Genomic DNA, 25,254 nt, shown 5'->3' with positions numbered 1-25,254 from the left:
CCGCTGCAACCCGGACTCGATCCGCTGACACCTGGCCTGCCCACGCCGTCCACAATGCCGGCGCGGCGCTTGGCCGTACTCAGCGGAGCGAGGAGGGACGGGTTTCACCATGCTGGTTTCATTGCAGGCACTCAGGGCCCTGGCCGCCTGGCTGGTGGTCTTCCATCACTTCATGCAGGTGTTCTTCGATTTCCACGCCGATAGCCTCGGCGGCCATCTGCTCTCCACGCGCGGGCAGGTCGGGGTCGACATCTTCTTCGTGCTCAGCGGCTTCGTGATCTACCTGTCCACCGCGGGCCGGCCACTCAGGCGCAGCACCTTCCTCTGGCAGCGCATCGCCCGCATCGTCCCGGCCTACTGGCTGTATACGGCGGTGACGGCGCTGATCCTCTATCTGGCCAGCGACGTGATGCCGATCTATGGCGTGGCGGCGCGCGAACTGCTGCTCTCGCTGTTCTTCATCCCCAGCGAGAATCCGGCCGGCTTCGGCCACTATCCGATCCTGCCGGTGGGCTGGACCCTCAACTTCGAGATGCTGTTCTACCTGCTCTTCGCCCTGTCCTTCGGCGTGGCCGAGCGCTGGCGCATCGGGGTGGTCAGCCTGCTGGTGATGCTGGTCAGCCTGGTACTGACGCGCGAGGCCTTCGTCAGCAACTTCTATCGCAATCCGATCATCTTCGAGTTCCTGCTCGGCGTGACCCTGGCGGCGCTGCATCGGCGCGGTGCCCTGCGCGCCCCCCAGCCGCTGGCCCTGGCAGCCGCCCTGGCGGCCTTGGCCTGCCTGGTGGCCTTCCCGGCGGATCATCCCTATCGCCTGCTCACCTGGGGCGTGCCCAGTGCGGTACTGGTCGGGGCCTGCGTCATCCTCGAACCCTGGTTCGCCGGCTCGCGGCTGTGCCAGGCGCTGGGCGACTGGTCCTATTCGGTCTATCTGGTGCACGTCATCGTGCTCTGGCTGGGCGACTACTGGCTACACCAGCAATGGGGCCTCACGCCCTACCAGACCCTGGCGATCTGCCTGCCGGTCATCCTGCTGGTGGCCTGGGCCAGCTACGAATGGATCGAACGGCGCCTGTCGCGCACCCTGCGCCAGTTCGGCGAACGCCTGCTGCGCCGGCGTGCGTCCTGGGCGGCCGGTCAGTAGGCATCGCGCTCGGCGGCGGTGAGTTCAGGCACCAGGGCGCGGCCTTCCGCGGCCGAGCGCTGCGCCGTTTCCAGCAACGCCATGAGCGCGCAGGCCTGGGCCGGCGGGACCGGATTGGCGGCACGGCCGGCGAGGGCTTCGACCAGCGCGAGGTAGTAGCGGCGCTGATCACCGGCCGGGGTCGGCAGGGCCTGGCGCTCGCCGTCGCCGCCGATCAGCCAGCCTGGGTCCGGGTCTTCGCCCCACGCAGGGCCGCCCGGCTGGATACCAGCCTTGAGCGCGTCTTCCTGGCGGTCGGCGCCCAGCTTCAACCAACTGCCGGCGGTACCCTGGGCCAGGAAGCGCGGTACCCCACCCGCCGCCAGCATGCCGGCTTTCAAGGTCACCTGGCGCGCGCCGTAGTCCAGCTGCACCTGGAACCAGTCGTCGGTAAGGGCGCCAGGTCGTTGCCGCGCCAGGCTCGCCTGCAGGCGCCGCGGTAGCCCGAACAGGCACAGGGCCTGGTCCAGCAGGTGGGGGCCGAGGTCGAACCAGAGGCCACTGCCGGGCAGGTCCGCCTCGCGCCAGCGCTCCCGCACCTGCGGCCGGAAGCGTTCGATACGCGATTCCAGGCTGGTGAGTTCACCGAGGGCGCCACTGGCGAGGACGTCCTGCAACCCGAGGAAGTCGCTGTCCCAGCGCCGGTTCTGGAACACCGACAGCAGGCGACCGGCCTGCTCGGCGTCCTGGGCCAGTCGCCGGGCTTCGGCGAGGGTCACGGTGAAGGGCTTGTCGACCACCACGTGCTTGCCCGCGGCCAGGGCGGCGCTGGCGAGCGGGGCATGGGTCTGGTTGGGCGAGGCGATGACCACCAGGTCGATGGCCGGATCGCAAACGGCGGCCGAATAGTCCGCGGTGACCCTTGCCTCGGGCAGATCGGCATGGACGCGGGCGGCGTCACGCGAGGCGACCAGCTCCAGGGACAGGCCGGGAATCGAGCGCAACAGGGGAGCATGGAAGGTCTGGCCGACGAAGCCATAGCCGACCAGAGCGACACGTACAGGGGAGGGCATGGAGTCATCCTTTTGCCAGCACTGAAAACACCGGGGCCGCTCCTTGAGCGGCCCCGGTGCAAAAGCCAAGCTTAGCGCAGCCTTACTTCAACTGATGCTCATGGGCCAGTTGCTCGCGCTCGAGAAATTCGTCCTGGCGCAGGGAATCCTTGAATTCTTCCGAATCCTCCAGGGCGATGGGGTCGTTGAGTTCGCCACCGGACAGGCGCTTTTTCTCCAGCTTGCCGGAAAGGTTGCCGATGGCCCGCGCCAGCTTGTCGGCGGCACCGTCCACCGCCAGGTCGAGGGAGTCGGCCTTGTGCGTCACCGAAAGCGGTTGGTGGCCCTTGATGCGTGCCTCCATCTGGCAGCGCTTGTCTTGCGCGCCCGACTTGCCGGCGTTTTCGTCGTTCAGGTGTACCTCGACCCGGGTCAGGAGTTCGTCGAAGCGCTCCAGGCGGTCTTCGACCACCGATGTCACCCAATTCTGCAGACCGGCACTGCCTTCGATGTTGTGATCACTGTTGACTTGGACTTGCATGCGGCTTCCTCTTTTTGACGGGCCTGTCCATTGGATGAGGCCGGTCACACCGAGGTTCAAGGCTGTTCGTCTGCCAGGCGTGTCACCCGATGTTTCGATCTGGCAGTGTCTAGGCACGTCGTATCGATCGGGAAAACGACGCTCAGGTCGCGGGTCGCTGGCGTTTTGCCCTTATCCACTGATAATGCGCGACCTTCCATCGTCCGTCGCAGTGGGGATCGTCAATGCCAGATGTGCTCACGCGTGGTCGCAGCTTCGCCCGGCGCCTCTGGCTGCCTCGGGCGGTCGGTCTGTTGCTCAGCCTGAGCTGCATCGTCTCGGTCCAGATCACCCAGCCGGTGTCCATCGGCCTCTGGATCCTGCTGCTGGCCAATGCGCTGCTCTGGTCGCCGCTGGCCTATTTCCGGGCGGTCCGCGCCCAGAATCCCTATCGGACCGAGTTGGGCAACCTGCTGCTGGACTGCGCTTCGGCGGGCTTCTGGACGGCGAGCATGGGCTTCAATCTGCTGCCCAGCGCGACCCTGCTGGCTATGACCAGCCTGAACATGCTGGGTGCGGGCGGTCTGCCCTTCTGGCGACGCGGGCTCTTGGCCCAGCTGGTCGGTATGCTCGTCGGACTGGTGCTGCTGCGCCATCCAGTCGCCCTGGAGACCTCCACCGCGCAGATCTATGCCTGCCTGCCGATGATCGTCGGCTATCCCTGGGCCCTGGGCCTGGTGAGCTTCCGCCTGGCGCAGCAACTGTCGCGCCGCAAGCAGGAGCTGGAGCTGATCAGCAAGCAGGATGGCATGACCGGCCTGCACAACCGCACCCACTGGGATCAGCTGCTGCAGCGTGAATTCGCCCGCTGCAAGCGCAGTGGTGCCGCCGCCACCCTGGTGATGATCGACCTGGACAACTTCAAGCTGATCAACGACCGCTTCGGCCATCAGGCTGGCGACGAGATGCTCCGCCAGTTTTCCGCCCTGCTGGCACGGACCATCCGCAGCAGTGATCTTGCCGGTCGTTTCGGCGGTGACGAATTCGGTATCCTCTTGCCCGATACCTCGCCCGACCAGGCCATCGAGCTGATTCGTCGCCTGCAGGAGCGCCTGCACGGGATGCAGTCGGGTAGCCCTGGTGAGCGCCAGAACGTCCGCGTCGGCATGAGTTGCGGCATCGCCGGCTTCGACCGGGCCTACGACGACGTCGCCCACTGGCTGCAGGCAGCCGACTTCGCTCTGTACCGGGCCAAGGCCCAGGGACGCGGTCGGGCGGAGGTGGCCGATCCCCAAGGAGTGCTGGCATGACCCCGGCGATAGAGTTGCTCAAAAAGAGCCAGGTGCCCCACGAGGTGCTGAGCTACCACCATGACCCCAAGGCCGCCTCCTACGGCCTGGAAGCCGCCGAGAAACTCGGTCTGGCACCGGAGACGGTGTTCAAGACCCTGCTGGCGGCGAGCGAGAAACAGGAATTGCTGGTGGCCATCGTGCCCGTCGCCGGCACCCTGGATCTCAAGGCCCTGGCCCAGGCGGCCGGGGTGAAGAAACTGGAGATGGCCAAACCCGACCAGGCCCAGCGCAGCACCGGCTACCTGGTGGGCGGCATCAGCCCGCTGGGACAGAAGAAGCGGCTGCGCACCTTCATCGACGAGTCCGCGGCGGCGTTGCCGAGCATCCATGTCAGTGCCGGACGCCGGGGGCTGGAAGTGGCCCTGGCCCCGGAGAACCTCGCCCGCTTGCTGGACGCGCCCTTCGTACCGATCGGCAAGGCCTGAGCGTCTGTCTATCAGGTAGGGTGGAAAACCGCGCAGCGTTTTCCACGCGCGATCAGGCTGGTGGTGGACAAGGCTGCGCCGTTGTCCACCCTACGACTGAGTCCAATGAGCAGGCCGTGCCTGAAGAGGTTGGGCTTCGCTACGCTCAACCCAACCTACGTAGGGTCTCGCGGTAGGGGCGACTGCCCATCCGCTAGGCGATCCCGTAGCTCTCGCGCAGCTGCTGCCGATAGCGTTGGTAGGCCGCCTCGTACTCGGCGACCCGGGCCGGATCGGGTTCGGCGCGGCTGGCCGGGTCCAGGTGCACGCAGCGTTCGGTAAGGCTGTCCAGGGACTCCGGGCGGCCCTCTGCGCGACTCCAGCACCAGGCGGCCTGCAAGGCACCCCCCAGGGCCGCGGCTTCGCCGTGGACCGGGCAGACCACCGGGGTGTTCATCAGGTCGGCGATTAGCTGGCGCCACACCGGGCTCTTGGCGCCACCGCCGATCAGCCTCAGGGTGTCGCCGGGCATGCCCAGGTCGCGCAGCAGGTCGAAGCCGTATCTCAGGGCGAAGCTCACCCCCTCGACCACCGCCCGGCACAGGTTGGCGCGGGTCAGGTTGGTGGCGGTCAGGCCATGCAGGCTGGCGGTGGCGGTGGGCAGTGCCGGTACCCGCTCACCATTGAGGAAGGGCAGCATCAACACCCCTTCGGCGCCGACCGGCGACTCCGCCACCAGGCGGGTGAATTCCGCCAGGTCCAGGCCGAGCAGCTCGCGGATCTGGCCGCTGGCGTTGGTCAGGTTCATGGTGCAGATCAGTGGCAGCCAACCGCCATTGGACGAGCAGAAGCCCGCCACCGCCGGGTGATCGCTGATCCGCGGTTCGTCGGAATATCCATAGAGGGTGCCCGAGGTGCCCAGGCTCAGGGTGATCTGGCCGGCGCGGCTGTTGCCGGTACCCAGGGCGCCCATCATGTTGTCGCCGCCGCCACTGGAGACCAGCGCCTGGGGATTAATGCCCAGCTGGCTGGCGACCTCCGGGCGCAGGCGACCGACCGGCTGGTCGGCTTCGATCAACGCCGGCAGAGCGCGCTCCAGGCGACCACTGGGATCGATATGGCGTAGCAGTTCCAGGTCGTATTGGCGCGTCCGCACACTGAAATAGCCGGTGCCCGAGGCGTCGCCGTATTCGGCCACGGCGCGTCCGGTCAGCCAGAAGTTCAGATAGTCGTGGGGCAGCAGCACCTGGGCGATCTGGTCGAACACCTCCGGGTGCTGTTCCTTGGTCCAGAGCAGCTTGGAGACGGTGTAGCCCGGCGCGATGGCCAGGCCCAGGCGCTCGATGGAACCCTCGACGCCCCCCAAATGCTCCAGCAGGCGCTGGTTTTCCGGGGTGGATTCGGTGTCGCACCAGAGCTTGGCCGGCCGCAGCACCTTGCCGCTGTCGTCGAGCAGCACCAGGCCGTGCTGCTGGCCGGAGACGCCGACACCGAGGATGTCCTGGCCATCGCTGCCGGCCTGGGCCAGGGCGCCGCGGGTGGCGCTGACCAGGGCGGCGATCCAGTCGGCCGGTTCCTGCTCGCGACGGCCGTTGGCGCCTTCGGTCAGCCGGTGGGGGGCGCTGCCCTCACCGAGTACGGTACCGCGCTCGGCATCCAGGACCACCACCTTGGTGCCCTGGGTACCGCAATCTATCCCGAGAAATCTCATGCCTGGCCGCTCCTTATTGTTGTTGGGCTTGGCGGAACAATCGCCGATGCAGACCGTTTTCAGCCGCAGCCTAATCGCCGAGCAGGGTCTGCAGCGTCGCGCTGACCCCATGGGTACGCAAGTTGTACAGCTGCCGCTCGAAGGCAGCAACGAAGGCGGCGGATTTCGGGATATGTTTACCGAAGATTTCCTCGGCACCCAGCAGGCGCTCGGTGAGGTTCTTCTGATCCTGCACCAGCTCCTCGCAATAGTTGGCGCGCGGATCGGGGATGCGATAGGTCGCCCCGGTCTCGTCCACGCCACGCAGGTAGACCGCCCAGGCGGCGACTACCAGGGCCGCGCGATCCAGCTCTTTGCCGTCCTCGATCAGGCGATTGATGGTCGGCACGGTGAACTTGGGAAACTTCGACGAACCGTCGGAGCAGACCCGCTCCAGCTGGTCAGCGATGGCGCGGTTGGAGAAGCGCTCGATCAGGGTGTCCTTGTACTCCGCGAGATCGATGCCGGGCACCGGGGCCAGCTGCGGCGTGACGTCCTCGTCCATGTAGGTGCGGATGTAGCGCACGAATAGCGGATCGGCCATGGTCTCGTGGACGAAGCGGTAGCCCTTGAGGAAGCCCAGGTAGGTGAGGGCCAGGTGGCTGCCGTTGAGCAGCTTGATCTTCATCTCTTCGTAGGGGGTGACGTCGTCGGTGAACTGCACGCCGACGTCCTCCCAGGCCGGACGGCCGGCGACGAACTTGTCTTCCAGTACCCACTGCAGGAAGGGCTCGCAGACCACCGGCCAGGCGTCCTCGACACCGTGCTCGGCCAGCAGCGCCTGGCGATGGGCCGCACTGGTCATGGGGGTGATGCGGTCGACCATGGCATTGGGGAAGCTGACCTGCTCGGCGATCCAGCCGTGCAGCTCTTCATCCACCAGGGCGGCGTAGGCCAGCAGCGCCTTGCGGGTGACCTGGCCATTGTGCGGAAGGTTGTCGCAGGACATCACGGTGAAGGGACCGGTGCCCGCGGCGCGGCGCTTGGCCAGGGCTGCCAGCAGGAAGCCGAAGACGCTGCGCGGATCGCCCGGATGCTGCAGGTCGTGCTGGATCAGCGGCAGCTTGAAGTTGAATTCGCCGGTACTGTCGTCCATGCAGTAGCCGCCCTCGGTGATGGTGAGGGAGACGATGCGGGTGCTGGGGTGGGCCAGCTTGTCGATCAGCGCCTGGGTGCCGTCCTCGGCCAGCAGCATTCCGCTGATGGCGCCCACCACCCGGACCTCGGTGTCCGGCTCGTCGGCCAGCACCACCTGGGTGTAGAGATAGTCCTGGCTAGCCAGGGCGTCGCGCATGGCGCGGTCTTCGGCGCGCAGGCCGACGCCGCAGATGCTCCAGTCCAGGTCGCGCCCCTGATTGAGCAGGGCCTCGGTGTAGATGGCCTGGTGCGCGCGGTGGAAGCCACCGACGCCGATGTGGACGATCCCTTGGCGCAGCTCGCAGGCGGCGTAGGCGGGCTTGGCGATGTAGTCGGGGAGTTGGGCGAGATGCTGGCGATTGAGTTTCATGACGAGGATCCTGGCAGGCGGCGCCCCTGCCCGGACAGGGGCACGGGGACGCGGGAAAGGGGTTGATCAGGCGGCTTGGCGCAGCAGCGGGGCGACGGCGCGGCCCTGTTCGTCGAACAGGTGGCAGAACTCCACGTCCAGCGCCAGGCGCTGGCGTTCGCCGTAGGCCACGGCGCAGTCGCCGGGTACCCGGACGGTCAGGGCTTCCTCGGCTTCGGTCACCATGTGGCAATAGGTGTCGCTGCCCAGGCGCTCGGCCACGTCGGTGATCACTGGCAACTGGCCATCGGCGGCCAGGCGCAGGTGCTCCGGCCGGATACCCAGGGTCACCGGGCTGCCGACCGCCAGGCCATCGCCGCGGCGCGGCAGGCGCAGGCGCGGACCGGCGTCCAGCGCCACCTCGACGCCCTGGGCATCGGTGGCCACCACCTTGCCCTTGAGGAAGGCCATCTTCGGCGTGCCGAGGAAGCCAGCGACGAAGAGGTTGGCCGGATGGTGATAGAGCTCCAGCGGCGAGCCGACCTGTTCGATGCGGCCGCCGTTGAGCACCACCACCTTGGTGGCCAGGGTCATGGCTTCCACCTGGTCGTGGGTCACGTAGATCATGGTCGCCTGCAGCTCCTGGTGCAGCCGCGCCAGTTCCAGGCGCATCTGCACGCGCAGGGCGGCGTCCAGGTTGGACAGGGGTTCGTCGAACAGGAAGATCTTCGGCTGGCGCACGATGGCGCGGCCGATGGCCACCCGCTGGCGCTGGCCACCGGAGAGCTGGCGCGGCTTGCGCTCCAGCAGCGGCGTCAGTTCCAGGATGCGCGCGGCATCGCTGACCTTGCGCTCCACCTCCTGCTTGTCGACCTTGGCCAGGTCCAGGGCGAAGGAGAGGTTCTTGCGCACGCTCATGTGCGGATAGAGGGCATAGGTCTGGAACACCATGGCCAGGTCGCGCTTGGCCGGCGAGACCTCGGTGATGTCGCGACCGTCCAGTTCCAGGGTGCCACTGCTGACCTCCTCGAGGCCGGCGATGAGGCGCAGCAGGGTCGACTTGCCGCAGCCGGAGGGGCCGACGAAGACCACGAATTCGCGGTCGTTGATGTCCAGGTCGACGCCCTTGATGATTTCCAGCGAGTCGAAGCCCTTGCGCAGGCTGCGGATTTTCAGATTGGCCATGACAGGAATCCTCTTGTTATTTGACGGCGCCGAAGGACAGGCCGCGCACCAGTTGTTTCTGGCTGATCCAGCCGAAGATCAGGATGGGGGCGCAGGCCAGCGTCGAGACGGCCGAGAGCTTGGCCCAGAACAGGCCCTGGGGACTGGAGTAGGAAGCGATCAGCGCGGTCAGGGGCGCGGCATTGGACGAGGTCAGGTTCAGCGACCAGAAGGCCTCGTTCCAGCACAGGATCAGCGACAGCAGCATGGTCGAGGCGATGCCGCCCTTGCTGATCGGCAAGAGTACCCGGACGATTTCCTGGTAGGTGGTGGCGCCATCCAGGCGCGCCGCCTCGAGGATGTCCTTGGGGATGTCCTTGAAGTAGGTGTAGACCATCCAGACCACGATCGGCAGGTTGATCAGGGTGTAGACGGCGATCAGCAGCAGCCGGCTGTCGAGCAGTTCGAACTGCTTGGCCAGCAGGTAGATGGGCACCAGCACCCCGACCGCCGGGAGCATCTTGGTGGAGAGCATCCACAGCAGCAGGCGCTGGGTATTCCTGGTCTCGTGGAAGGCCATGGAATAGGCCGCCGGCAGCGCCAGCAACAGGCTGAGCAGGGTGGCGCCGAAGGAGATCACCACCGAGTTCAGGGCGAAGTGGAAATAGTCGCTGCGCGCCTGGATGGTCAGGTAGTTCTCCAGCGTGGGGATGAAGAAGAACTGCGGCGGGGTGGCGAAGGCGTCGATCTCGGTCTTGAAGCTGGTCAGCACCATCCAGAAGATCGGGAAGAACAGCAGCAGCGCCACCAGCCAGGCGAGCAGGCCCAGCAGCAGGCTCTGCAGGCGCCGGGATTGCTTGAGCGTCAGCATGTCAGGGTCCTCACTGTTGGGTCAGGTTCTTGCCAAGCATCCGCACCAGGATGATGGCGGCGATGTTGGCGATGAGCACGGCGATCAGGCCGCCGGCGGAGGCCAGGCCGACGTCGAACTGCAGCAGGGCCTGGTTGTAGATCAGGTAGGCCAGGTTGGTGGAGGCGAAGCCCGGGCCGCCGCTGGTGGTGGTATAGATCTCGGCGAACACCGAGAGCAGGAAGATCGTCTCGATCATCACCACCACGGCGATGGGCCGCGCCAGGTGCGGCAGGGTCAGGTGCCAGAAGATAGCCACCGGGCCGGCGCCATCGAGGCGGGCGGCTTCCTTCTGCTCCTGGTCGAGCGATTGCATGGCGGTCATCAGGATGAGGATGGCGAAGGGCAGCCACTGCCAGGAGACGATCAGGATGATCGACAGCAGCGGATGGGTGGCCAGCCAGTCCACCGGGGTGGCGCCGAACAGCTTCCAGACCGCGGCGAGGATGCCGGAGACCGGATGGAAGATCAGGTTCTTCCAGATCAGCGCGCTGACCGTGGGCATGATGAAGAAGGGCGAGATCAGCAGCACCCGCACGATGCCGCGACCGAAGAACTCGCTGGCCTCCAGCAGCGCCGAGATCAGCACGCCGAAGACCACGCTGATCAGCAGCACGCTGCCCACCAGCAGCAGGGTATTGGTCATGCCCGGCCAGAAGCCGGCGTCGGTGACGAAGTATTCGAAGTTCTCCAGGCCGACGAAGGCGTGCTCGCCGGGATACAGCAGGTTGTAGCGGATCAGCGAGAACCAGATGGTCATGCCCAGGGGCACCAGCATCCACACCAGCAGCAGGGCCACCGACGGACTGATCAGGAACCAGCCGGGACCGGCGCGTCGACGAGGACGACGGGCGGGGGCGGCGGCAGGGGTATCGACGGCGGGCGTCTTGAGCGTGGAAGTCTGCATGGCGATGCTCCGCAAGGCAGGAGGCCGTGACGAGGCACTGGCGTCTCGCGACGCCAGCGACGGGTCAGGCAGGAAACCGCGAGGGCGGGATCCGCGTGGCGCGGACCCCGCTACCTGGCGCTACTTGGGATAACCGGCGCGCTTCATTTCCCGGGCGGTGGACTGCTGCGCCGCCTGCAGGGCCTGCTGGACCGGCATCTGCCCGGTGAGGGCTGCGGCGAACAGCTTGCCGACCGAGGTGCCGATGGCCTGGAACTCGGGAATGGTCACGTACTGGATGCCGACATAGGGCACCGGCTTGGCCGAGGGATGGGCCGGGTCGGCGTGCTGCAGCATCTCCAGGGAGACCTTGGCGAAGGGCGCCGCGTCCATATAGGCCTGGCTGTAGGTGGACTTGCGGGTGCCCGGCGGCACGTTGGCGATGCCGTCCTTGTCCGCGACCAGCTTGGCGTAGTCCTTGGAGGTGGCCCAGGTCACGAAGGTCTTGGCCGCGTCCTTGTGCTTGGAGGTGGCCGGGATGCCCAGCGACCAGGCGTACAGCCAGGAGGAGCCCTTGTCGGTGACCTCATGGGGCGAGCCGGCGAAGCCGACGCTGTCGGCCACCTTGCTCTGGCTCTTGTCCATGGTGAAGGAGCCGGCGACGCTGGCGTCGACCCAGATGGCGCACTTGCCGCTGTTGAACAGCGCCAGGTTCTCGTTGAAGCCGTTGCTGGAGGCGCCGGGTGGGCCGTACTTCTTGAGGTTGTCGACGTAGTAGTTGGCCGCCGCGGTCCATTCTGGACCGGTGAATTCCGGCTGCCACTTCTCGTCGAACCAGCGCGCACCGAAGGCATTGGCCATGGTGGTGACCAGGGCCATGTTCTCGCCCCAGCCGGCCTTGCCCCTCAGGCACAGACCGTACTGGTCCTTGTCCGGCTGATTCAGCTTGCCGGCGAACTCGGCGATCTGCGTCCAGGTCGGCTGGGCGGGCATGGTCAGGCCAGCCTGCTGGAACAGATCCTTGCGGTAGTAGGTGATGGAGCTTTCGGCATAGAAGGGCAGGGCATAGAGGGTGCCCTTGACCGAGAGGCCTTCGCGTACCGATGGGAAGAGGTCTTCCAGATCGTAGTTGGCCGGCAGGTCCTTCATCGGCTCCAGCCAGTTCTGGGCGCCCCACAGACCGGTCTCGTACATGCCGATGGTGAGGACGTCGAACTGGCCGCCCTGGGTGGCGATGTCGGTGGTCAGGCGCTGGCGCAGGACGTTCTCTTCGAGGACCACCCAATTGAGCTTGATATCGGGATGCTGGTCTTCGAAGGTCTTGGACAGCCGCTGCATGCGGATCATGTCGCTGTTGTTGACGGTGGCGATGGTGACGGTTTCGGCCGCCTGGACGGCCAGCGCGAACGCCATGCCGGCGGAGAGGGTGACAGCGGACAATAAAAGCGCTTTTGGTGTTGTTTTCATCTTGCACTCCGCGTCCTGTGCCACGGCAACAGACGCTTTTTCTTGTTGTTGTAACCCACCACGCGGCCGGCTATGACGGCCCTTGTAGCGGAAGCCACGGAGGGATTACAGCCCGTTGGCGGTTGGGAAACAAATGCTGGAAGACACCAAAATCAATACTTTTTTGCACCTCGGTCCAGGCTGGATTTCTGCCTGGACCCGACGCAAGCGCCTGCTCAGAGGCTTTCGGCCTTGACCTTGGTGATGCCGTCTTCACGGTACAGGTGCAAGGTCCCAGGGGTGGATTCGATCACCCGTTCGTTCTCGATCAGGAAGGAGTAGACGGGTGTAGCAGCACCTGGTGCCCGGAGGTTGCGGTATTCGTAGACAACCAGTTGGCCCAGCTGGTCGACCCGTTGCGGGGAGCCGAAGCTCTGCTTGAGCTGCTCCTGGGTACGGCCACCGAATTGGGTCGGATCGGCCGGCGGCGCGGGCGGTGCCGAGCTGCACGCGGTAAGCGCGGCAAATAGAAGAAAGGTCAGGCGTTTCATGGCAGCTCCGCGTGCTCTTGGAAAGGGCAGACGAATGACCTGCCCGTAGAACCAGACGGACCCGTAAAAAGGCCATTCATTCCATTTGCGGGATCAAAAAGGTAGATGGATGCCCTGCCATCCGTCGGCATCCCGACAGGGGCTCAAAACACCCAGCGTTGTTCGGGGGCCAGGGCCTGGCGCTCGTTCGGCCAGCGGCTGTGGTTGACGAGCTGGCGGTTGTGCTGGCGGTGTGCTTCGGTCTTGGCGGCGGCAGCCTCGGCGGCTGGTGAAGGTACGCTGAGCCTGAGATCGGCGAGCTTGAGCGGGGGTACGGCGGGGAGGGTGGCAGCTTCGGCCTGGAAGGCGGCGAGAAGCGCGATGACGCTGGCCAGAATACGAATTCCCATTCCTTGGGTCTCCTGGTAGATCCGAAGCGCGAATCTACCACTGTCGGGCCTGTTCGGTTCCGCGTTCACCCGCCATTAATGTGCAACTGTGACCGCGTTCGCCCTGGTGATCGCCAGCCAGTCACAGCGCTGGCGATCCTGCTGAAATAGGCAAGGACTCAGGCTACCGGTGCGGCGACGCCATGCTTGGCAGCCAGGTAGGCGAACAGGGCAGGGCAGTCCGACACCAGGCTCACCAGGGTCTGACCGGCTGCCGTCTCCTGGCGCAGCAGCACCTTTTCCTGGCGGACATTCAGGTAGAGGGTGTACTCGGGCGTACTGGACTGGGCGACAAAACCCTCACCCATCAGGGCGCTGCCTAGCGCCATGCGCTGCGGCATGTCGCACGGACCTTGCCACTGGAAGGCGCGAATGCCGAGGTTTTCCAGGGTCTCGGCCACCGGGCAGTCGATGATCAGGGGAGGATGGTCGAACAGCGGAAACTCCGTCGACAGGAGTTCCAGATGGCGCTCCAGGCACTCGAAATGCCGTCTGGGGATCAGGCGACGCAGCTGTTGCAGCTGGTCATTGCCGGTGAATGGCGAAGCGTGTGCGGTCATGGCGTCCTCCCGGTACAACGAGCACTCGATTGTTCTGACCGGCTGCTGGCGGATTTGGTGCGGTCCGCCGAGGCATTTAACCGTATCGACTACCCTTGGCCGACAGGCTGCAGCAACCAGATGACAGGCCAGTGAAGGCGGCCGGCCTCGCCGACCTGCGGTCGTGTGGCTGGAGGCTCGATCAGCACCGGCTCCGCTAATTAGGTGACGTGCCCCGAGGCAGGCCGGGTGGCGTGCCAGGTATTTTTTTTCCGAGGCTGAGCTGGCACCCTGGCGCCCTCCCGTCAGCAACCTCAGGAATACCCATGAGCGCCCTCGATCCCGCCATCGCCGAACGCTACCTCGCCGTCCAGGAGATCGCCCGCGAAGCGGCGCAGCAGGGGCTCGCCTTCTACCGCCAGCGCGGCGCGCTGCAAGTCGACCACAAGGGCGATGACCTGCAGGACGTGGTCAGCATCGCCGACAAGACGCTGGAAGACCTCATCCGCCAGCGCCTCGGCGAACGCTTTCCCAGCGATGGGTTGCTGGGCGAGGAGGGCGGCGCCACCGACCTGTCCGCTGCCTACCTCTGGGTCATAGATCCCATCGACGGTACCGCCCCCTTTCTCAACGGCCTGCACAACTGGTGCGTGTCCATCGGCCTGCTGCACGACGGTGAGCCCCTGCTCGGCGCCATCATGGACCCTAACCATGACGAACTCTTCCACGGCCTGCGTGGCCATGGCGCCTTCGTCAATGACCAGCCGTTGCGCGTCCATCCGGCTACCGAGGTGCGTCAGGGGCTGACCGGCCTGGGTACCACCCACCGCCGTGGCAAGGAGCACTTCCTGCCGTTCGTGACCGGCCTGCTGGCCGAGGGCGGCCAGTTCTTCCGCAACGGCTCGGGGGCGCTGATGACCGCCTACGTGGCTGCCGGCCGCCTGATCGGCTACTACGAAACCCTGATCCACGGCTGGGATTGCCTGGCCGGCCTGGTACTGATCCAGGAAGCCGGTGGCCGCCACAACGCCTTCCTGCGCAACGATGGCCTGGTCAACGGCAATCCGCTGCTGGTCGCGGCGCCGGGCGTCTACGACCAGCTCGCCGCCCTGGTCGGTCCTTCGCTGGATGCCTGAGGAAGGTATCCGGCGCGACGGGACGATCTCGGCACCGGCGGGTCCCAATCGGAAACAGCAGATAATCGGGAGCGCAACGATGAAGGTCTGGCTGGTCGGTACCTTGCTTGGATCCCTGCTGTCCCTGCCCGGGCTGGCAGGCGCCGCCGAAGCCCAGGGCTGCGCGGCGAAACGCCTGGCGCTCGAAGAGCAGATCACGCACGCCCAGGCGCAAGGCCAGGCGGGGCGCCTGGCGGGGCTCCGCCGCGCGCTGGGTGAGGTGCAGGCACACTGCACCGATGCCGGCCTGCGTCAGCAGCGGCTGGCGGCGATCCAGGCCAGGACGCGAGAGGTGGCCGAGCGGGAAGGGGATCTGCGCGACGCCCAGGCCAAGGGCGATGCCGCCAAGATCCGCACGCGCACGGAAAAGCTGGCCGAGGCCCGCCGCGAACTGGACGAGGCCCGCGCCGAGCTGGAGCGCTGAGGGCTCTCAGCGCTCCTTGCGATAACAGCTGGGCTTCCAGTAGTCCTTGAGCAGCAGGTGCAGAGGTCCGTGCCAGCCGCGCTTGCGCAGTTGCCAGGCGATCAGCACGTTCATGATGCCGTGCCCCAGCAAGAGCACCGAGCCATGCCGCTCGGCCAGCGCGATCAGCCGCTCGGCCGCCTGGCTGGCGCGCACCGAGGATGAGCCGATGGACTCGGTATGGGCAGCGAAGCCGAGGAACCAGGCCGAGCGGAACAGCAGACGCCAGGCCTTGACCGGCAGCCGCGGGGCGTCCAGCTCCAGATAGGGCAGGTGCGCCTCGGCATATAGTTTGTCGGTCGGGCTGTCCGCATGACCCACGAGATACTCCAAGGAGCGCACGCAACGGCTGATCGGACTGCTCACCACGGCCCCGGCTTCCTGCGCCAGCCGGCGCGTTGGCGCAGGCACCCGATCACCTGGCACCGGGGCCTCCTGATAACGCGCCACCCAGTCCTTCATTTCCCGTGGCGTGCAACGGGCCTTGCTGGAAAGGTCGGGTTTGCCGTGACGAACCAGGATGATCTGCATGGAGGATGGCCTTGGAAAGATGCTCTCTAGACCGCGGCCATGACCGTTCGTCTCGCTTGGCCATCCGGTATCGAATAGTGGCAAAACGCCACTCATGCACCTAGGCGTGCCGCTCGGCTCGTTTATCTGGTAGAAGGTGCCTGGGTTCACGAATCTGGTATGACGACCGCTAAGCCAAGGCCTTCAGCGCGCGGGTTCGCCAGCCCAAGGCCGCCCTCCCACCGTGCCCAGCCACCCTCTGCGCATGTCCATTCAGGACCAGGAAGTTATGAAGAAAACGCTGTTCGCCTTGGCGTTGCTTGGACTGCAGTGGCTGGGCTCGCCCCTGGTCGCCGCCGAGGAGGGTCATGTGGCGCTGGTCAAGAGCGTCGCGGGCCAGGTGACGGTAGTGCGCCAGGCGGCCAGCTTCGCCGCCCAGGCCGGCACTACCCTGCAGGTGGCCGATCGCTTGCAGGCAGGGCCGGATTCCACCGCGGCCATCGTCTTTCTCGACGGCACCCTGCTCACCCTGGGGAGTGGCGCCGATGTGCAGGTGCGGGACTACCTGTTCGAGCCCAAGCGCAGTCAGTACGGCTTTTCCCTGTACCTGAGCAAGGGCTCGGCGATCTACTCCTCGGGCAAGATCGGCAAGGTCTCGCCGGACTCGGTGAAGATCGAAACGCCCTCCGCCACCATCGGGGTGCGCGGCACCCGCTTCCTGGTACAGGCGCAATGAAGGCCTCTGCGTTTCGGTCCGAGGTTCCCCGGGCACTGGCCGTGCTCCTGGCCAGCCTGGTGCTGCTCGGTGGCTGTGCCAGCCCACCCCAGACACGGGTGGTGCTGCTGCCCGATGAGGATGGCCATGTCGGCGCCGTCTCGGTCGCCAGCTCCGCCGGGCGGCAGGCCATCGACCAGGGCTTCGCCGAGGTCACCGTGGCGCAACCCGGGCAGGCACCCACCCCGGCGCAGGCGGTGGATCAGCCGGTCTTCGAGCAGCAGCATCGCCAGGTGCTCGCGGCCCAGCCATCGCCCCCCAAGACCTTCATCCTCAATTTCCTCTCCGACAGCATGGAATTGACCCCGCAGTCGAAGGCGCTCCTGCCGCAGGTGCTGGAGACGGCGCGCCAGCGCATGCCGACCGAGATTTCGGTATTCGGCCACGCCGATGCCTCCGGTACCCCCGCCTACAACCTCGACCTCTCGGCCCAGCGGGCCCGCAAGGTCGCCGGCCTGTTGCAGCGACTCGACCCCAAGCTGGTCATCAACGTCGAGTTCTTCGGCGACACGGTGCCGCTGCTGCCGTCCCGTCCTGGAAAGTCCGAGCCGCGCAATCGCCGCGCTGAAATCCTGATCCTCTAGAGCTCGGTGCATGAAGCCCATTGCCAGCGTGCTGCGCCGTCGAGCGTCCTGGATGTTCTTGGTGAGCCTCGGGCTCTCCCTGGTCTTCGGCCTCGGCGCCTTGCAGCAGTGGATGCCTCTGCAGGCGCTCGACCGCCTGGCCTACGATCAGCTCAGCCGGCTGGCGGCGACCGACGCAGAGGCCACGGGCGTCCAGGTGGTCAGCATCGACGAGGCCAGCCTGGCCGCCCTCGGCCAGTGGCCCTGGCCACGGTATCGGGTCGCCCAGCTGCTCGCGCGCATCGCCGAAGCCGAGCCGGCCGCCATCGCCGTCGACGTGCTGTTCAGCGAAGCGGACCGCACCTCGCTCAAGGCCTTGCAGCAGAGTTTCAAGCACGACTTCGGTGTGGAGCTGCAGGTGTCCGGCGTTCCCGAGGACTTGCAGGACAACGATGGCTATCTCGGCTACGTCATGGGTCAGGTTGGCGCCGTCGGCGCCCGCTTCTTCTTCCTCGACCAGCAACCCGCGGTCGGCGGCGGCCTGCGGCCCGGCGTGGGATTCACCGGCGCGCTGGACGCGCTCGACCCACCCGAGGCGAGCGGGGCCCTGGACAGCGTCGCGCCGATCGCCAGCCAGACGCGCTTCAATGGCTTCATCAACAGCCAGCGCGACAGCGACGGCGTGGTGCGGCGGGTCCCCCTGTTAGTGAAGCATCGCGGCATCCTGCATCCGAGCCTGGCGCTGGCGGCCACGCTGCGCGCCCTGGGGCTCACCCAGGCCGAGGTGGAGACGGGCTTCGCCGGTCCGACCTTGCGGCTCGGCGATCGCCGCCTGCCGGTCGACCACCAGGGCCAGGCGCTGTTACGCCTCCATGCCGGGGCCGAACGCTATCCCGAGGTCTCGGCGCTGGCGGTGCTGAGCGGTACGGTGGCGCCCGCGGCGCTCAAGGGCAAGGTCGTCTTCGTCGGGGTGTCCGCCGCGGGTTTCAACGACCTGCACGCCACCGCCCTGGGCCAGACCTTTTCCGGGGTGCGGTTGCAGGCGGCTCTCACGCAAGACCTGCTGGACGGTACCCTGGTGCGGGTCCCCGGCTTCGCCGGCCCGCTGCAAGCGCTGCTGTGCCTGGCCGGGGGGCTGCTGTTGTCCGCGGGCTTCTTCTTCAATCGCAGTCAGCGGCGGTTTGCGTTGTTGGCGGGCAGCCTGATCGTGCTGCCGCAACTGCTCGCCGCCTGGCTGTTCATCCGTGCCGACCTGTTCCTGCCGTTGGCCGCCCCCTTGCTGCTGGTGGTGCTGCTCTCGGGCCTGGCGCTGGTGACCCGCAGCGTCGTGGCACGGCGCCACGAGCAGCGCTGGCGTCGCCAACTGGAGCGTTCGCGGCAGGTCACCATCGAGTCCATGGCGGCGGTCGCCGAGACGCGTGATCCTGAGACCGGGGCCCATATCAAGCGCACCCAGCACTATGTGCGCGCCATCGCCGAACAGCTGCGCCTCACCGGTCAGGCGCCGGAGCTGCTCACGCCGGATTTCATCCAGTTGCTGTTTCTGTCGGCGCCGCTACACGACATCGGCAAGGTCGGGGTGCCGGACGCCATCCTGCTCAAGCCGGGGCGCCTCACGCCGGACGAGATGGCGGTGATGCAGCGCCATGCCGAATTCGGCCGCCAGATCATCCTCAGCACCGCCAGCCACTTGGAAGAGGACAACTTCCTGGCCCTGGCCGCCGACATCGCCAGCACCCACCACGAAAAGTGGGACGGCACCGGCTACCCGAATGGCCTGGCCGGAACCGACATTCCCCTGGCGGGGCGGATCATGGCGGTGGCCGATATCTACGATGCCCTGATCAGCCGCCGCTGCTACAAGGAACCCTTCACCCACGAGCACTCGCTCGGGCTGATGCGCGACATGCGCGGCAGCACCTTCGACCCCCTGGTGCTGGACGCCTTCCTGGCCATCGAGCCGCAGATCCTGGCCATCGCCCAACGCTTCCACGACGAAGGCGCCGGCGGCTCGCGCCGCCTGGCCTGATCTACGGCTGGAAGCTCTGGGTCGGCGCCACGCAAGGCCAGCAAGCATCTTCCTTATTGGACTCTGGGCCTATTCGTCTGCCCATTTCATTCGACGGCTGCTGATCAATACCTCCGCGCGCCTCGACCCTCTGCTCATCTTCGAAACATTTGCTTGAAAATATCGTCTACGCGGCGATGGATGGCCAGCGTCGGGAAAGCCGCGTCCTTGAGCGGCTGAGTAAGAGTAAGCGATTATCTGATGTCACTTATGATATTAATTTGCATTTACAGGCGCATCTGAGTTGCATAGCCTGCGTCCCGCCGCGCAAGACGGCATCGGATACCGGTCCCTGGAGTCTTTCCAGAGAGTCCTTACGTGGGGTACGGACGGGTCGGTGTCTCCCTAGAGGACGACCAACGACATGCAGCTCTTCTCCCTTCGCCTTCTCGCGCTTTCCGTTTCCCTGGGCGTTACGGCCCTGGCCCAGGCCGTGCCCCTGTCGCTGTCGCAGCCGGCCCAGCCGCTGGCCACCGCCCTGCAGAGCTTCGCCCGTGCCAGTGGCCTGCAGGTCAACTACGATCCTGCGACCCTGGTAGGCAAGCGCGCCCCGGCGCTTGCAGGCCGCCTGGAGCCGGAGGTCGCCCTGCAGCGCCTGCTGGCCGGCAGTGGACTGGCGGCGTCGGTCACCGGCTCGGTCGCCACCATCGTCCCGGTGGCCACCCAGGCGAGCCCGGGCAGCGTGGCCCTGGATGCCACTACCATCACCGCCGACGACGGCTCCCTGGCCGGTCGCGCCACCACCGAAGGCACCCGCTCCTACACCACCGGGGCGATGAGCACCTCCACCGGCCTGCCGCTGTCGATCCGCGAGACACCCCAGTCGGTCAGCGTCATCACCCGGCAGCGTATGGAAGACCAGGGCATGACCGACCTCAACGATGTCGTGAGATACGCCCCGGGCGTGACGCTGAACAAGTTCGGCGGCGACCGCCAGGAATTCCTCTCCCGCGGCTTCCGCATCGACAACATCATGTATGACGGCCTACCCACCACGGCCGGGACCTTCACCCTCGACACCCTGTCTTCCGCCGATCTGTCCATCTACGACCGGGTGGAAGTGGTGCGTGGCGCCACTGGCCTGATGACCGGCGCCGGCGATCCTTCGGCCACCCTGAATCTGGTGCGCAAGCGGCCGACCGCCTTCCCCCAGGTCAGCGTCACCACCAGCGCCGGCAGCTGGGACCGCTACCGCACCGAGGTCGACGCCTCCAACAAGCTGAACGAGGCCGGTACCCTGCGGGGCCGCGCCGTCGCTGCCTACGAAGACGGCAACAGCTTCCAGGACGTGCGCGAGCGCAAGCGCCAGACCTTCTATGGCGTCCTCGAAGCGGACCTCAGCGACGCCACCACCTGGACCATCGGCGCGTCCAAGCAGCGTGAAGACAAGACCTCCGACTGGGGCAGCCTGCCCAGCGGCCCCAACGGCGAGAACCTGCACCTGTCGCGTTCCACCTTCCTGAGCGGCGACTGGGCCTACTGGGATCAGGACAACTACACCCTGTTCTCCGACATCACCCACACCTTCGACAACGGCTGGAAAGCCAAGCTGGCGGCGCAGCAGGTCTGGGCGAATTCGGATACCTATTCCAACTACGTCACCACCCTGCCGAGCAACAACTACGCCTACAACACGGTGGCCGATCTCGGTACCGCTTCCGGTGCCTACCGTACCGATTCCGACCAGCTCAACATCGACGCCTCGGTCAGTGGTCCCTTCCAGTTGCTGGGCCGCGAGCACGAATTGATGGCCGGGGTGAGTCGCCGGCAGGAGAAGTTCTATCAGCGTGGCGGCTACTCGGGTGCTACACCGATCGATATCTACAACTTCCGCCCCAGCAGCATTCCCAAGCCGGCCAAGGACAGCCTGACGCCCTATGCCAGCAAGAACACCACGACCGAAGAGGCGATCTACGCGGCGGCGCGCTTCAACCCCATAGATCCACTGCACGTCATCGTCGGCGGCCGGGTCAGCTGGTATGACTTCGACAATCTCTACAGCGATGATGATTACAAGGCGACGCGTGAATTCACGCCCTATGCCGGCATCATCTACGATCTGAACGACACCTATTCGGTCTACGCCAGCTACACCGATATCTTCAAGCCGCAGAGCCAGCAGAACACCGGTAACTCCGTGCTCGCGCCCATGACGGGCAAGAGCTACGAGATTGGCCTGAAGGGCGCCTATTTCGACGGTGCCCTGAATGCCTCCGTAGCGCTCTTCGAGACCATTCAGGAGGGCCGCGCCTATGAGCTGTCCCCTCAGCCGATCGAGTGCACCCGGCAGAGCCGTACCTGCTACGACACTGCCGGCGAAGTGCGCAGCCGCGGCATCGATGCGGAGATCTCCGGGCAATTGGCGCCCAACTGGCAGGCGTCGGCGGCCTATACCCTGGTGCTGAGCGAGTACACCAAGGATCTGATCTACGAAGACCGCCGCTTCGCTCCGGAGCAGCCCAAGCATCTGTTTAAGGCTGCCACCAGCTATCAACTGACCGGGGATCTGAGCAAGTGGCGCATCGGTGCCGATGTGCTGGCACAGAGCGAGACCTTCAAGCGGGTGGGTAACGGCGAGGCCAAGCAGAACAGCTATTCTGTGGTCGGCCTGATGGCGGGCTACCGCTTCAACGACCACTGGGATGGCCGCGTCAACTTCAACAACATCTTCGACGAGAAGTACTGGCAGGGCATTCCCAGCGGCACGGGTTTCGGCACCTACGGCGATCCCCGCAATGTCATGCTCAGCCTGAAGTGGACGCTGTAACCGGCGCGTGACGCCTGCGCTTCGCCCTTGTCCGGGCCCCTGGACCTGGGCGAAGCTGCGGACTTCCGCCAAGGAGTGCTGCCCATGTCCAGTTCCACCGTCCACCTGGAACGCTATGCCGACCGCCATGCCGAGGGCCTCGCTGCCCTCTATGGCGATCCGGCCGTGGCGCGGCAGGTGCTGCAGCTACCCTATCAGAGCGCCGAACAATGGCGGCAGCGTCTGAGCGGCGAACGCGAAGGGCGGATAGGACTGGTCGCCCTGCAGCAGGGCCGGGTGGTGGGTAGCGCCAGTCTCGAACAGCACCAGCGCATTCGCCGCCAGCACTGCGGTGCCCTCGGCATGGGCGTCGCCCGGGATTGCCAGGGGCAGGGCATAGGTACCCAGCTGCTGACGGCGCTGCTCGATCTCGCCGACAACTGGATGAACCTGCAGCGGGTCGAGTTGACCGTCTTCAGCGACAACGAGCCGGCTCTGGCGCTCTATCGCAAGCTGGGCTTCGAGGAAGAGGGCCTGCTGCGCCGCTATGCGCTACGCGACGGTGTCTTCGTCGACGCCTACAGCATGGCGCGCTTCAAGCCTGGCAATTCGCTTGTATGAGGAAAACTTGAGTTTCATACAAGAAACCTGAGTTTGTCTCATGCACTTCCAGATAGGACAATCGCTGCCTTATCCGGTGGAGGTGTGTGATGGTCAGGATTCATTCCCAGGGCTCTCAACGGGTCGAGCGACACGAAGATGCGTCCTTGGCGACCCTTGACGACTTCCAGAGCGCCGCGTCCGCCACCCGCGGTCGTAAGCAGCGCCAGCGAGATTGGCAGGCTCAGCAGGCAACCGGCAGCGAGCTGCTCGCGGTGGGCGATTTCACCTGGGGTGATCGCGTCCTGGCGCATTCCTACCTAGTGGGCCAGGCGGCTGCCGGGGCAGGACGTTCGGAGACATACGGCCGCTGGTTCGCGGGCGAAGTCTCCTGTCAGCTCCCGGTGTTCGAGCGTGACCAGACCTTTGCCATCGGTTGGGAGCAGTTGTTCGTCGAAGTCGCCGAGGCCCGGGCGCTGGGCCTGGCCGTCAAGCCGGTGATCCTGGGCCCCCTGAGCTACCTATGGCTGGGCCGCTGCCTCGATCCGCAGGGCGAGCGCCTCGACCTGCTGGAAGCCCTGCTACCGGTCTATGGCGAGATATTCGCGCGCCTGGCCGCGCAGGGCGTGGAGTGGATCCAGATCGACGAACCCCTCCTGGCCCTGGAATTGCCCCTGGCCTGGCGCACGGCCTGCGAAAGAGCCTACAACCTGCTGCAGCGCGAACCGCTCAAGAAGCTGCTCGCGGTGACCCATGGCGAGCTGACCGAGAATCTCGGCCTGGCCGCCGGCCTGCCGGTGGATGGCCTGCATGTCGACTGGCCACGCACGGTCCAGGCGCAACAGAGCCTGCTCGACCGGCTACCCGCCTACAAGACGCTGTCCCTGGGCTTGATCGCGGAGGATGACGCTGAATCCAGGGCGGGGGAGCGCCGCCTGCAGTTCGCCCGCCAGGCTGGCGAGCGCCTCAAGGATCGGCTCTGGCTGGCATCCGCCATCCCGCCCCGGGACGCCGACGAGAACCGGGTGGCCGCGGCGAACAGCGAGTTCGCGCGGCTGGTGCGGGCTGCCCGCGAGGCCGCCGTGGCCAAGCCGGCGGCGGCCAACGAAAGGCCCTGGTCGGCGATCGAAGCGGCGCTGGCCAAGCTGGGCGCCGCCCAGTCCGGTCTGGTGTCGTCCTGAATCAGCGGTGGGCGGTCAGTAGCAGGCCGCCGGCTCCGGCGAAGAAGGCGCCGGTGGCCTGGTTGAGCCGGCGTACGCCGCGCGGGCCGCGGATGAAGCGGCGGATCTGCCGGCCGAACAGCCCGTAGACGAAGGCCGCGACCAGTTCGGCGAACAGATGGGTGCCGCCCAGGTAGACGAATTGCTGGGTCGTCGGCTGGGTGGGGTCGATGAACTGGGGAAAGATCGCGGCGAACAGCAGGATCGCCTTGGGATTGCTGATGCCGATGAGGAATTCCTGCAGCATCAGCCGGTGCAGCTGGTGTGGCTGCGCGGTACCCGTCTCGTTCAGGTCCAGCCCTTCGAATGCCCGACTGCGCCAGCTCTTCACGCCCAGGTACAGCAGGTAGAGCGCGCCTATCCACTTGATGACGGTGAAGGCCTGTTCCGACGCCAGCAGCATGGCACCCAGGCCCACCGCCGAAATCACCAGGAAGATCACGAAGGCCAGGTCCCGACCCAGGGCCGCCAGGCCGGCCGTGACGGCGCCGTGGCGGATGCCGTTGCTCAGCGAACAGAAGTTGTTGGGGCCGGGAGTCAAGGCGATGAGCAGGGCGACCGGAAAGAACAGCAGGGCATCGAGAAGGTTCATGGCGGTCGCCTGATACGCCCCAGGGGCGCGGTGGAAGAGGGAAGGGGCTATTTAAACCGTCTTTCCACGCCTTTCTCCACCAGAATTTTCGCCGAGATTTCCTCCACGGAAAAATGCGTGGTGTTGATGAAGGAGATGTTGTCGCGACGGAACAGACTCTCTACCTCGCGCAGCTCGAATTCGCACTGGGCAAAGCTTGCATAACGGCTGTTCGGCCGGCGCTCGTGACGGATCGCCGCCAGGCGCTCCGCGTCGATGGTCAGGCCGAACAGCTTGTCTCTATGGGTCTTGAGCGAGGCGGGCAGCTGCAGGCGCTCCATGTCCTCTTCGGTCAGCGGATAGTTGGCGGCGCGGATGCCGTACTGCAGCGCCATATAGAGGCAGGTGGGCGTCTTGCCACAGCGTGAGACCCCGACCAGGATCAGGTCGGCCTGGGCATAGTGGGTGGTGCGGGCGCCGTCGTCGTTTTCGAGCGCGAAATTGACGGCCTCGATGCGCTCCATGTAGTGGCTGTTGTGCATGATCGAATGTGACTTCCCTACCGAATACGAAGATTCGGCGGAAAGTTCCCGTTCCAGCGGGGATAAAAAGGTGGAGAAGATGTCGATCATGAACCCGTTCGACTGGTCCAGAATGGCCCGGATGTCGCGGTTGACGATGGTATCGAAGATGATGGGTCGCGCGCCGTCCTGGACGGCGGCGGCGTTGATCTGCTGTACCATCGCCCTGGCCTTGTCCAGCGTATCCACGTAGGGGCGGGTGATCTTCCTGAAGGTGATGTCCCCGAACTGGGCCAGGAGGCTCTGACCGAGGGTTTCGGCCGTGATGCCGGTACCGTCGGAGATGAAAAAGGCGGTTCGTTGCATGGCATGGACGTCCAGGTGGCGTGCGGGGCAGGGATCGCTGCACTGTAACCTACCGCCGTCCACTG

Annotated in this window: 25 protein-coding genes; 11 read left to right on the top strand and 14 right to left on the bottom strand. The window is 66.1% G+C overall.

Annotation, left to right across the window (positions count from 1 at the left end; all coding sequences use genetic code 11):
• Window positions 1–109: 109 nt before the first annotated feature.
• Complete coding sequence (locus ACYJP6_RS04650) at window positions 110–1,144, top strand: acyltransferase family protein (RefSeq protein WP_459473784.1); 1,035 nt, start codon at window positions 110–112, stop codon at window positions 1,142–1,144.
• Here the strand turns inward: ACYJP6_RS04650 and ACYJP6_RS04645 are convergent.
• Both ACYJP6_RS04645 and ACYJP6_RS04640 read right to left on the bottom strand, forming a co-directional pair.
• Window positions 1,138–2,196, bottom strand: a complete 1,059-nt coding sequence (locus ACYJP6_RS04645) for an oxidoreductase (protein ID WP_459473783.1) — start codon at window positions 2,194–2,196, stop codon at window positions 1,138–1,140. The genes ACYJP6_RS04650 and ACYJP6_RS04645 overlap by 7 nt on opposite strands.
• An 82-nt stretch (window positions 2,197–2,278) precedes the next feature.
• Window positions 2,279–2,716 carry an HPF/RaiA family ribosome-associated protein gene (locus tag ACYJP6_RS04640; RefSeq protein ID WP_459473781.1) on the bottom strand — a complete coding sequence of 146 codons (438 nt, stop codon included), beginning with the start codon at window positions 2,714–2,716 and terminating at the stop codon, window positions 2,279–2,281.
• Window positions 2,717–2,940: 224 nt separating this feature from the next.
• On the opposite strand from ACYJP6_RS04640, the gene ACYJP6_RS04635 reads away from it, so the two are divergent.
• Both ACYJP6_RS04635 and ybaK read left to right on the top strand, forming a co-directional pair.
• Window positions 2,941–4,005 (top strand): diguanylate cyclase, encoded by a 1,065-nt coding sequence (locus tag ACYJP6_RS04635; RefSeq protein ID WP_459473779.1) that lies wholly within the window; start codon window positions 2,941–2,943, stop codon window positions 4,003–4,005.
• Window positions 4,002–4,472 (top strand): Cys-tRNA(Pro) deacylase, encoded by a 471-nt coding sequence (gene ybaK, locus ACYJP6_RS04630; RefSeq protein WP_459473777.1) that lies wholly within the window; start codon window positions 4,002–4,004, stop codon window positions 4,470–4,472. The genes ACYJP6_RS04635 and ybaK overlap by 4 nt, the downstream gene beginning before the upstream one ends.
• Before the next feature lie 193 nt (window positions 4,473–4,665).
• Here the strand turns inward: ybaK and xylB are convergent, their stop codons facing one another.
• From xylB to ACYJP6_RS04585, 9 genes are all read right to left on the bottom strand, one after another.
• Entirely contained in the window at window positions 4,666–6,162 is a 1,497-nt protein-coding gene (gene xylB, locus ACYJP6_RS04625) for a xylulokinase (protein WP_459473776.1), read from the bottom strand.
• Window positions 6,163–6,232: 70 nt separating this feature from the next.
• On the bottom strand, window positions 6,233–7,708 hold the full coding sequence (locus ACYJP6_RS04620; protein WP_459473775.1) for a mannitol dehydrogenase family protein: 1,476 nt from the start codon (window positions 7,706–7,708) through the stop codon (window positions 6,233–6,235).
• Window positions 7,709–7,774: 66 nt separating this feature from the next.
• The gene (locus ACYJP6_RS04615; RefSeq protein WP_145004988.1) at window positions 7,775–8,872 is read right to left on the bottom strand and encodes an ABC transporter ATP-binding protein; all 1,098 of its coding nucleotides are present in this window, start codon (window positions 8,870–8,872) and stop codon (window positions 7,775–7,777) included.
• A gap of 16 nt (window positions 8,873–8,888) precedes the next feature.
• Window positions 8,889–9,722, bottom strand: coding sequence for a carbohydrate ABC transporter permease (locus tag ACYJP6_RS04610; protein ID WP_459473773.1), 834 nt, complete (start codon window positions 9,720–9,722; stop codon window positions 8,889–8,891).
• A gap of 10 nt (window positions 9,723–9,732) precedes the next feature.
• Window positions 9,733–10,668 carry a carbohydrate ABC transporter permease gene (locus ACYJP6_RS04605; RefSeq protein WP_459473771.1) on the bottom strand — a complete coding sequence of 312 codons (936 nt, stop codon included), beginning with the start codon at window positions 10,666–10,668 and terminating at the stop codon, window positions 9,733–9,735.
• Window positions 10,669–10,788: 120 nt separating this feature from the next.
• Window positions 10,789–12,060 carry an ABC transporter substrate-binding protein gene (locus tag ACYJP6_RS04600; RefSeq protein WP_459474281.1) on the bottom strand — a complete coding sequence of 424 codons (1,272 nt, stop codon included), beginning with the start codon at window positions 12,058–12,060 and terminating at the stop codon, window positions 10,789–10,791.
• Between the two features lie 269 nt (window positions 12,061–12,329).
• On the bottom strand, window positions 12,330–12,644 hold the full coding sequence (locus ACYJP6_RS04595; RefSeq protein ID WP_459473769.1) for a hypothetical protein: 315 nt from the start codon (window positions 12,642–12,644) through the stop codon (window positions 12,330–12,332).
• A gap of 143 nt (window positions 12,645–12,787) precedes the next feature.
• Window positions 12,788–13,033, bottom strand: coding sequence for a hypothetical protein (locus ACYJP6_RS04590; protein ID WP_459473768.1), 246 nt, complete (start codon window positions 13,031–13,033; stop codon window positions 12,788–12,790).
• Window positions 13,034–13,191: 158 nt separating this feature from the next.
• Window positions 13,192–13,632 (bottom strand): hypothetical protein, encoded by a 441-nt coding sequence (locus tag ACYJP6_RS04585; RefSeq protein ID WP_459473766.1) that lies wholly within the window; start codon window positions 13,630–13,632, stop codon window positions 13,192–13,194.
• A gap of 305 nt (window positions 13,633–13,937) precedes the next feature.
• On the opposite strand from ACYJP6_RS04585, the gene ACYJP6_RS04580 reads away from it, so the two are divergent.
• Together ACYJP6_RS04580 and ACYJP6_RS04575 are read left to right on the top strand one after the other, a co-directional pair.
• Window positions 13,938–14,747, top strand: coding sequence for an inositol monophosphatase family protein (locus ACYJP6_RS04580; protein WP_459473764.1), 810 nt, complete (start codon window positions 13,938–13,940; stop codon window positions 14,745–14,747).
• A 79-nt stretch (window positions 14,748–14,826) separates the two neighbouring features.
• Entirely contained in the window at window positions 14,827–15,210 is a 384-nt protein-coding gene (locus tag ACYJP6_RS04575) for a DUF1090 domain-containing protein (protein WP_459473762.1), read from the top strand.
• A gap of 6 nt (window positions 15,211–15,216) precedes the next feature.
• On the opposite strand, the gene ACYJP6_RS04570 is transcribed toward ACYJP6_RS04575, so the two are convergent.
• Entirely contained in the window at window positions 15,217–15,780 is a 564-nt protein-coding gene (locus ACYJP6_RS04570) for a histidine phosphatase family protein (RefSeq protein WP_459473760.1), read from the bottom strand.
• A gap of 268 nt (window positions 15,781–16,048) precedes the next feature.
• Here ACYJP6_RS04570 and ACYJP6_RS04565 point away from each other — a divergent pair, with 268 nt between their 5' ends.
• From ACYJP6_RS04565 to ACYJP6_RS04540, 6 genes are all read left to right on the top strand, one after another.
• A complete protein-coding gene (locus ACYJP6_RS04565) occupies window positions 16,049–16,495 on the top strand; it encodes a FecR family protein (RefSeq protein ID WP_459473758.1) in 447 nt (148 codons plus the stop codon).
• On the top strand, window positions 16,492–17,118 hold the full coding sequence (locus ACYJP6_RS04560; protein WP_459473756.1) for an OmpA family protein: 627 nt from the start codon (window positions 16,492–16,494) through the stop codon (window positions 17,116–17,118). The genes ACYJP6_RS04565 and ACYJP6_RS04560 overlap by 4 nt, the downstream gene beginning before the upstream one ends.
• A 10-nt stretch (window positions 17,119–17,128) precedes the next feature.
• The gene (locus tag ACYJP6_RS04555; protein ID WP_459473754.1) at window positions 17,129–19,126 is read left to right on the top strand and encodes a CHASE2 domain-containing protein; all 1,998 of its coding nucleotides are present in this window, start codon (window positions 17,129–17,131) and stop codon (window positions 19,124–19,126) included.
• Between the two features lie 403 nt (window positions 19,127–19,529).
• Window positions 19,530–21,932: a TonB-dependent siderophore receptor gene (locus ACYJP6_RS04550; protein WP_459473752.1), complete on the top strand. Its 2,403-nt coding sequence runs from the start codon at window positions 19,530–19,532 to the stop codon at window positions 21,930–21,932.
• Window positions 21,933–22,016: 84 nt separating this feature from the next.
• Window positions 22,017–22,532: a GNAT family N-acetyltransferase gene (locus ACYJP6_RS04545; RefSeq protein ID WP_459473751.1), complete on the top strand. Its 516-nt coding sequence runs from the start codon at window positions 22,017–22,019 to the stop codon at window positions 22,530–22,532.
• A 146-nt stretch (window positions 22,533–22,678) separates the two neighbouring features.
• Window positions 22,679–23,692 carry a uroporphyrinogen decarboxylase/cobalamine-independent methonine synthase family protein gene (locus ACYJP6_RS04540; RefSeq protein ID WP_459473749.1) on the top strand — a complete coding sequence of 338 codons (1,014 nt, stop codon included), beginning with the start codon at window positions 22,679–22,681 and terminating at the stop codon, window positions 23,690–23,692.
• Between the two features lies 1 nt (window position 23,693).
• Here ACYJP6_RS04540 and ACYJP6_RS04535 read toward each other — a convergent pair whose 3' ends face one another.
• On the bottom strand, window positions 23,694–24,323 hold the full coding sequence (locus ACYJP6_RS04535) for a LysE family translocator (RefSeq protein ID WP_459473747.1): 630 nt from the start codon (window positions 24,321–24,323) through the stop codon (window positions 23,694–23,696).
• Between the two features lie 47 nt (window positions 24,324–24,370).
• Window positions 24,371–25,189 (bottom strand): posphoenolpyruvate synthetase regulatory kinase/phosphorylase PpsR, encoded by an 819-nt coding sequence (gene ppsR, locus ACYJP6_RS04530; RefSeq protein ID WP_459473745.1) that lies wholly within the window; start codon window positions 25,187–25,189, stop codon window positions 24,371–24,373.
• Window positions 25,190–25,254 lie beyond the last annotated feature (65 nt).

Source organism: Pseudomonas sp. No.117 (genome assembly GCF_054558395.1).
The sequence above is the reverse complement of the archived record's forward strand: the minus strand, read 5'-3'. Positions and strand labels throughout refer to the sequence as shown.

Excerpts from the sequence above, each read along its gene's own strand:
- ACYJP6_RS04545 (WP_459473751.1), top strand. The coding sequence starts at position 22,017 with ATGTCCAGTTCCACCGTCCACCTGGAACGCTATGCCGACCGCCATGCC.
- ACYJP6_RS04590 (WP_459473768.1), bottom strand. The coding sequence starts at position 13,033 with ATGGGAATTCGTATTCTGGCCAGCGTCATCGCGCTTCTCGCCGCCTTC.
- ACYJP6_RS04550 (WP_459473752.1), top strand. The coding sequence starts at position 19,530 with ATGCAGCTCTTCTCCCTTCGCCTTCTCGCGCTTTCCGTTTCCCTGGGC.
- ppsR (WP_459473745.1), bottom strand. The coding sequence starts at position 25,189 with ATGCAACGAACCGCCTTTTTCATCTCCGACGGTACCGGCATCACGGCC.
- ACYJP6_RS04535 (WP_459473747.1), bottom strand. The coding sequence starts at position 24,323 with ATGAACCTTCTCGATGCCCTGCTGTTCTTTCCGGTCGCCCTGCTCATC.
- ACYJP6_RS04650 (WP_459473784.1), top strand. The coding sequence starts at position 110 with ATGCTGGTTTCATTGCAGGCACTCAGGGCCCTGGCCGCCTGGCTGGTG.
- ACYJP6_RS04610 (WP_459473773.1), bottom strand. The coding sequence starts at position 9,722 with ATGCTGACGCTCAAGCAATCCCGGCGCCTGCAGAGCCTGCTGCTGGGC.
- ACYJP6_RS04605 (WP_459473771.1), bottom strand. The coding sequence starts at position 10,668 with ATGCAGACTTCCACGCTCAAGACGCCCGCCGTCGATACCCCTGCCGCC.
- ACYJP6_RS04600 (WP_459474281.1), bottom strand. The coding sequence starts at position 12,060 with ATGGCGTTCGCGCTGGCCGTCCAGGCGGCCGAAACCGTCACCATCGCC.
- xylB (WP_459473776.1), bottom strand. The coding sequence starts at position 6,162 with ATGAGATTTCTCGGGATAGATTGCGGTACCCAGGGCACCAAGGTGGTG.
- ACYJP6_RS04555 (WP_459473754.1), top strand. The coding sequence starts at position 17,129 with ATGAAGCCCATTGCCAGCGTGCTGCGCCGTCGAGCGTCCTGGATGTTC.
- ACYJP6_RS04620 (WP_459473775.1), bottom strand. The coding sequence starts at position 7,708 with ATGAAACTCAATCGCCAGCATCTCGCCCAACTCCCCGACTACATCGCC.
- ACYJP6_RS04595 (WP_459473769.1), bottom strand. The coding sequence starts at position 12,644 with ATGAAACGCCTGACCTTTCTTCTATTTGCCGCGCTTACCGCGTGCAGC.
- ACYJP6_RS04560 (WP_459473756.1), top strand. The coding sequence starts at position 16,492 with ATGAAGGCCTCTGCGTTTCGGTCCGAGGTTCCCCGGGCACTGGCCGTG.
- ACYJP6_RS04575 (WP_459473762.1), top strand. The coding sequence starts at position 14,827 with ATGAAGGTCTGGCTGGTCGGTACCTTGCTTGGATCCCTGCTGTCCCTG.
- ACYJP6_RS04565 (WP_459473758.1), top strand. The coding sequence starts at position 16,049 with ATGAAGAAAACGCTGTTCGCCTTGGCGTTGCTTGGACTGCAGTGGCTG.
- ACYJP6_RS04585 (WP_459473766.1), bottom strand. The coding sequence starts at position 13,632 with ATGACCGCACACGCTTCGCCATTCACCGGCAATGACCAGCTGCAACAG.
- ACYJP6_RS04645 (WP_459473783.1), bottom strand. The coding sequence starts at position 2,196 with ATGCCCTCCCCTGTACGTGTCGCTCTGGTCGGCTATGGCTTCGTCGGC.
- ACYJP6_RS04580 (WP_459473764.1), top strand. The coding sequence starts at position 13,938 with ATGAGCGCCCTCGATCCCGCCATCGCCGAACGCTACCTCGCCGTCCAG.
- ybaK (WP_459473777.1), top strand. The coding sequence starts at position 4,002 with ATGACCCCGGCGATAGAGTTGCTCAAAAAGAGCCAGGTGCCCCACGAG.
- ACYJP6_RS04635 (WP_459473779.1), top strand. The coding sequence starts at position 2,941 with ATGCCAGATGTGCTCACGCGTGGTCGCAGCTTCGCCCGGCGCCTCTGG.
- ACYJP6_RS04615 (WP_145004988.1), bottom strand. The coding sequence starts at position 8,872 with ATGGCCAATCTGAAAATCCGCAGCCTGCGCAAGGGCTTCGACTCGCTG.
- ACYJP6_RS04640 (WP_459473781.1), bottom strand. The coding sequence starts at position 2,716 with ATGCAAGTCCAAGTCAACAGTGATCACAACATCGAAGGCAGTGCCGGT.
- ACYJP6_RS04570 (WP_459473760.1), bottom strand. The coding sequence starts at position 15,780 with ATGCAGATCATCCTGGTTCGTCACGGCAAACCCGACCTTTCCAGCAAG.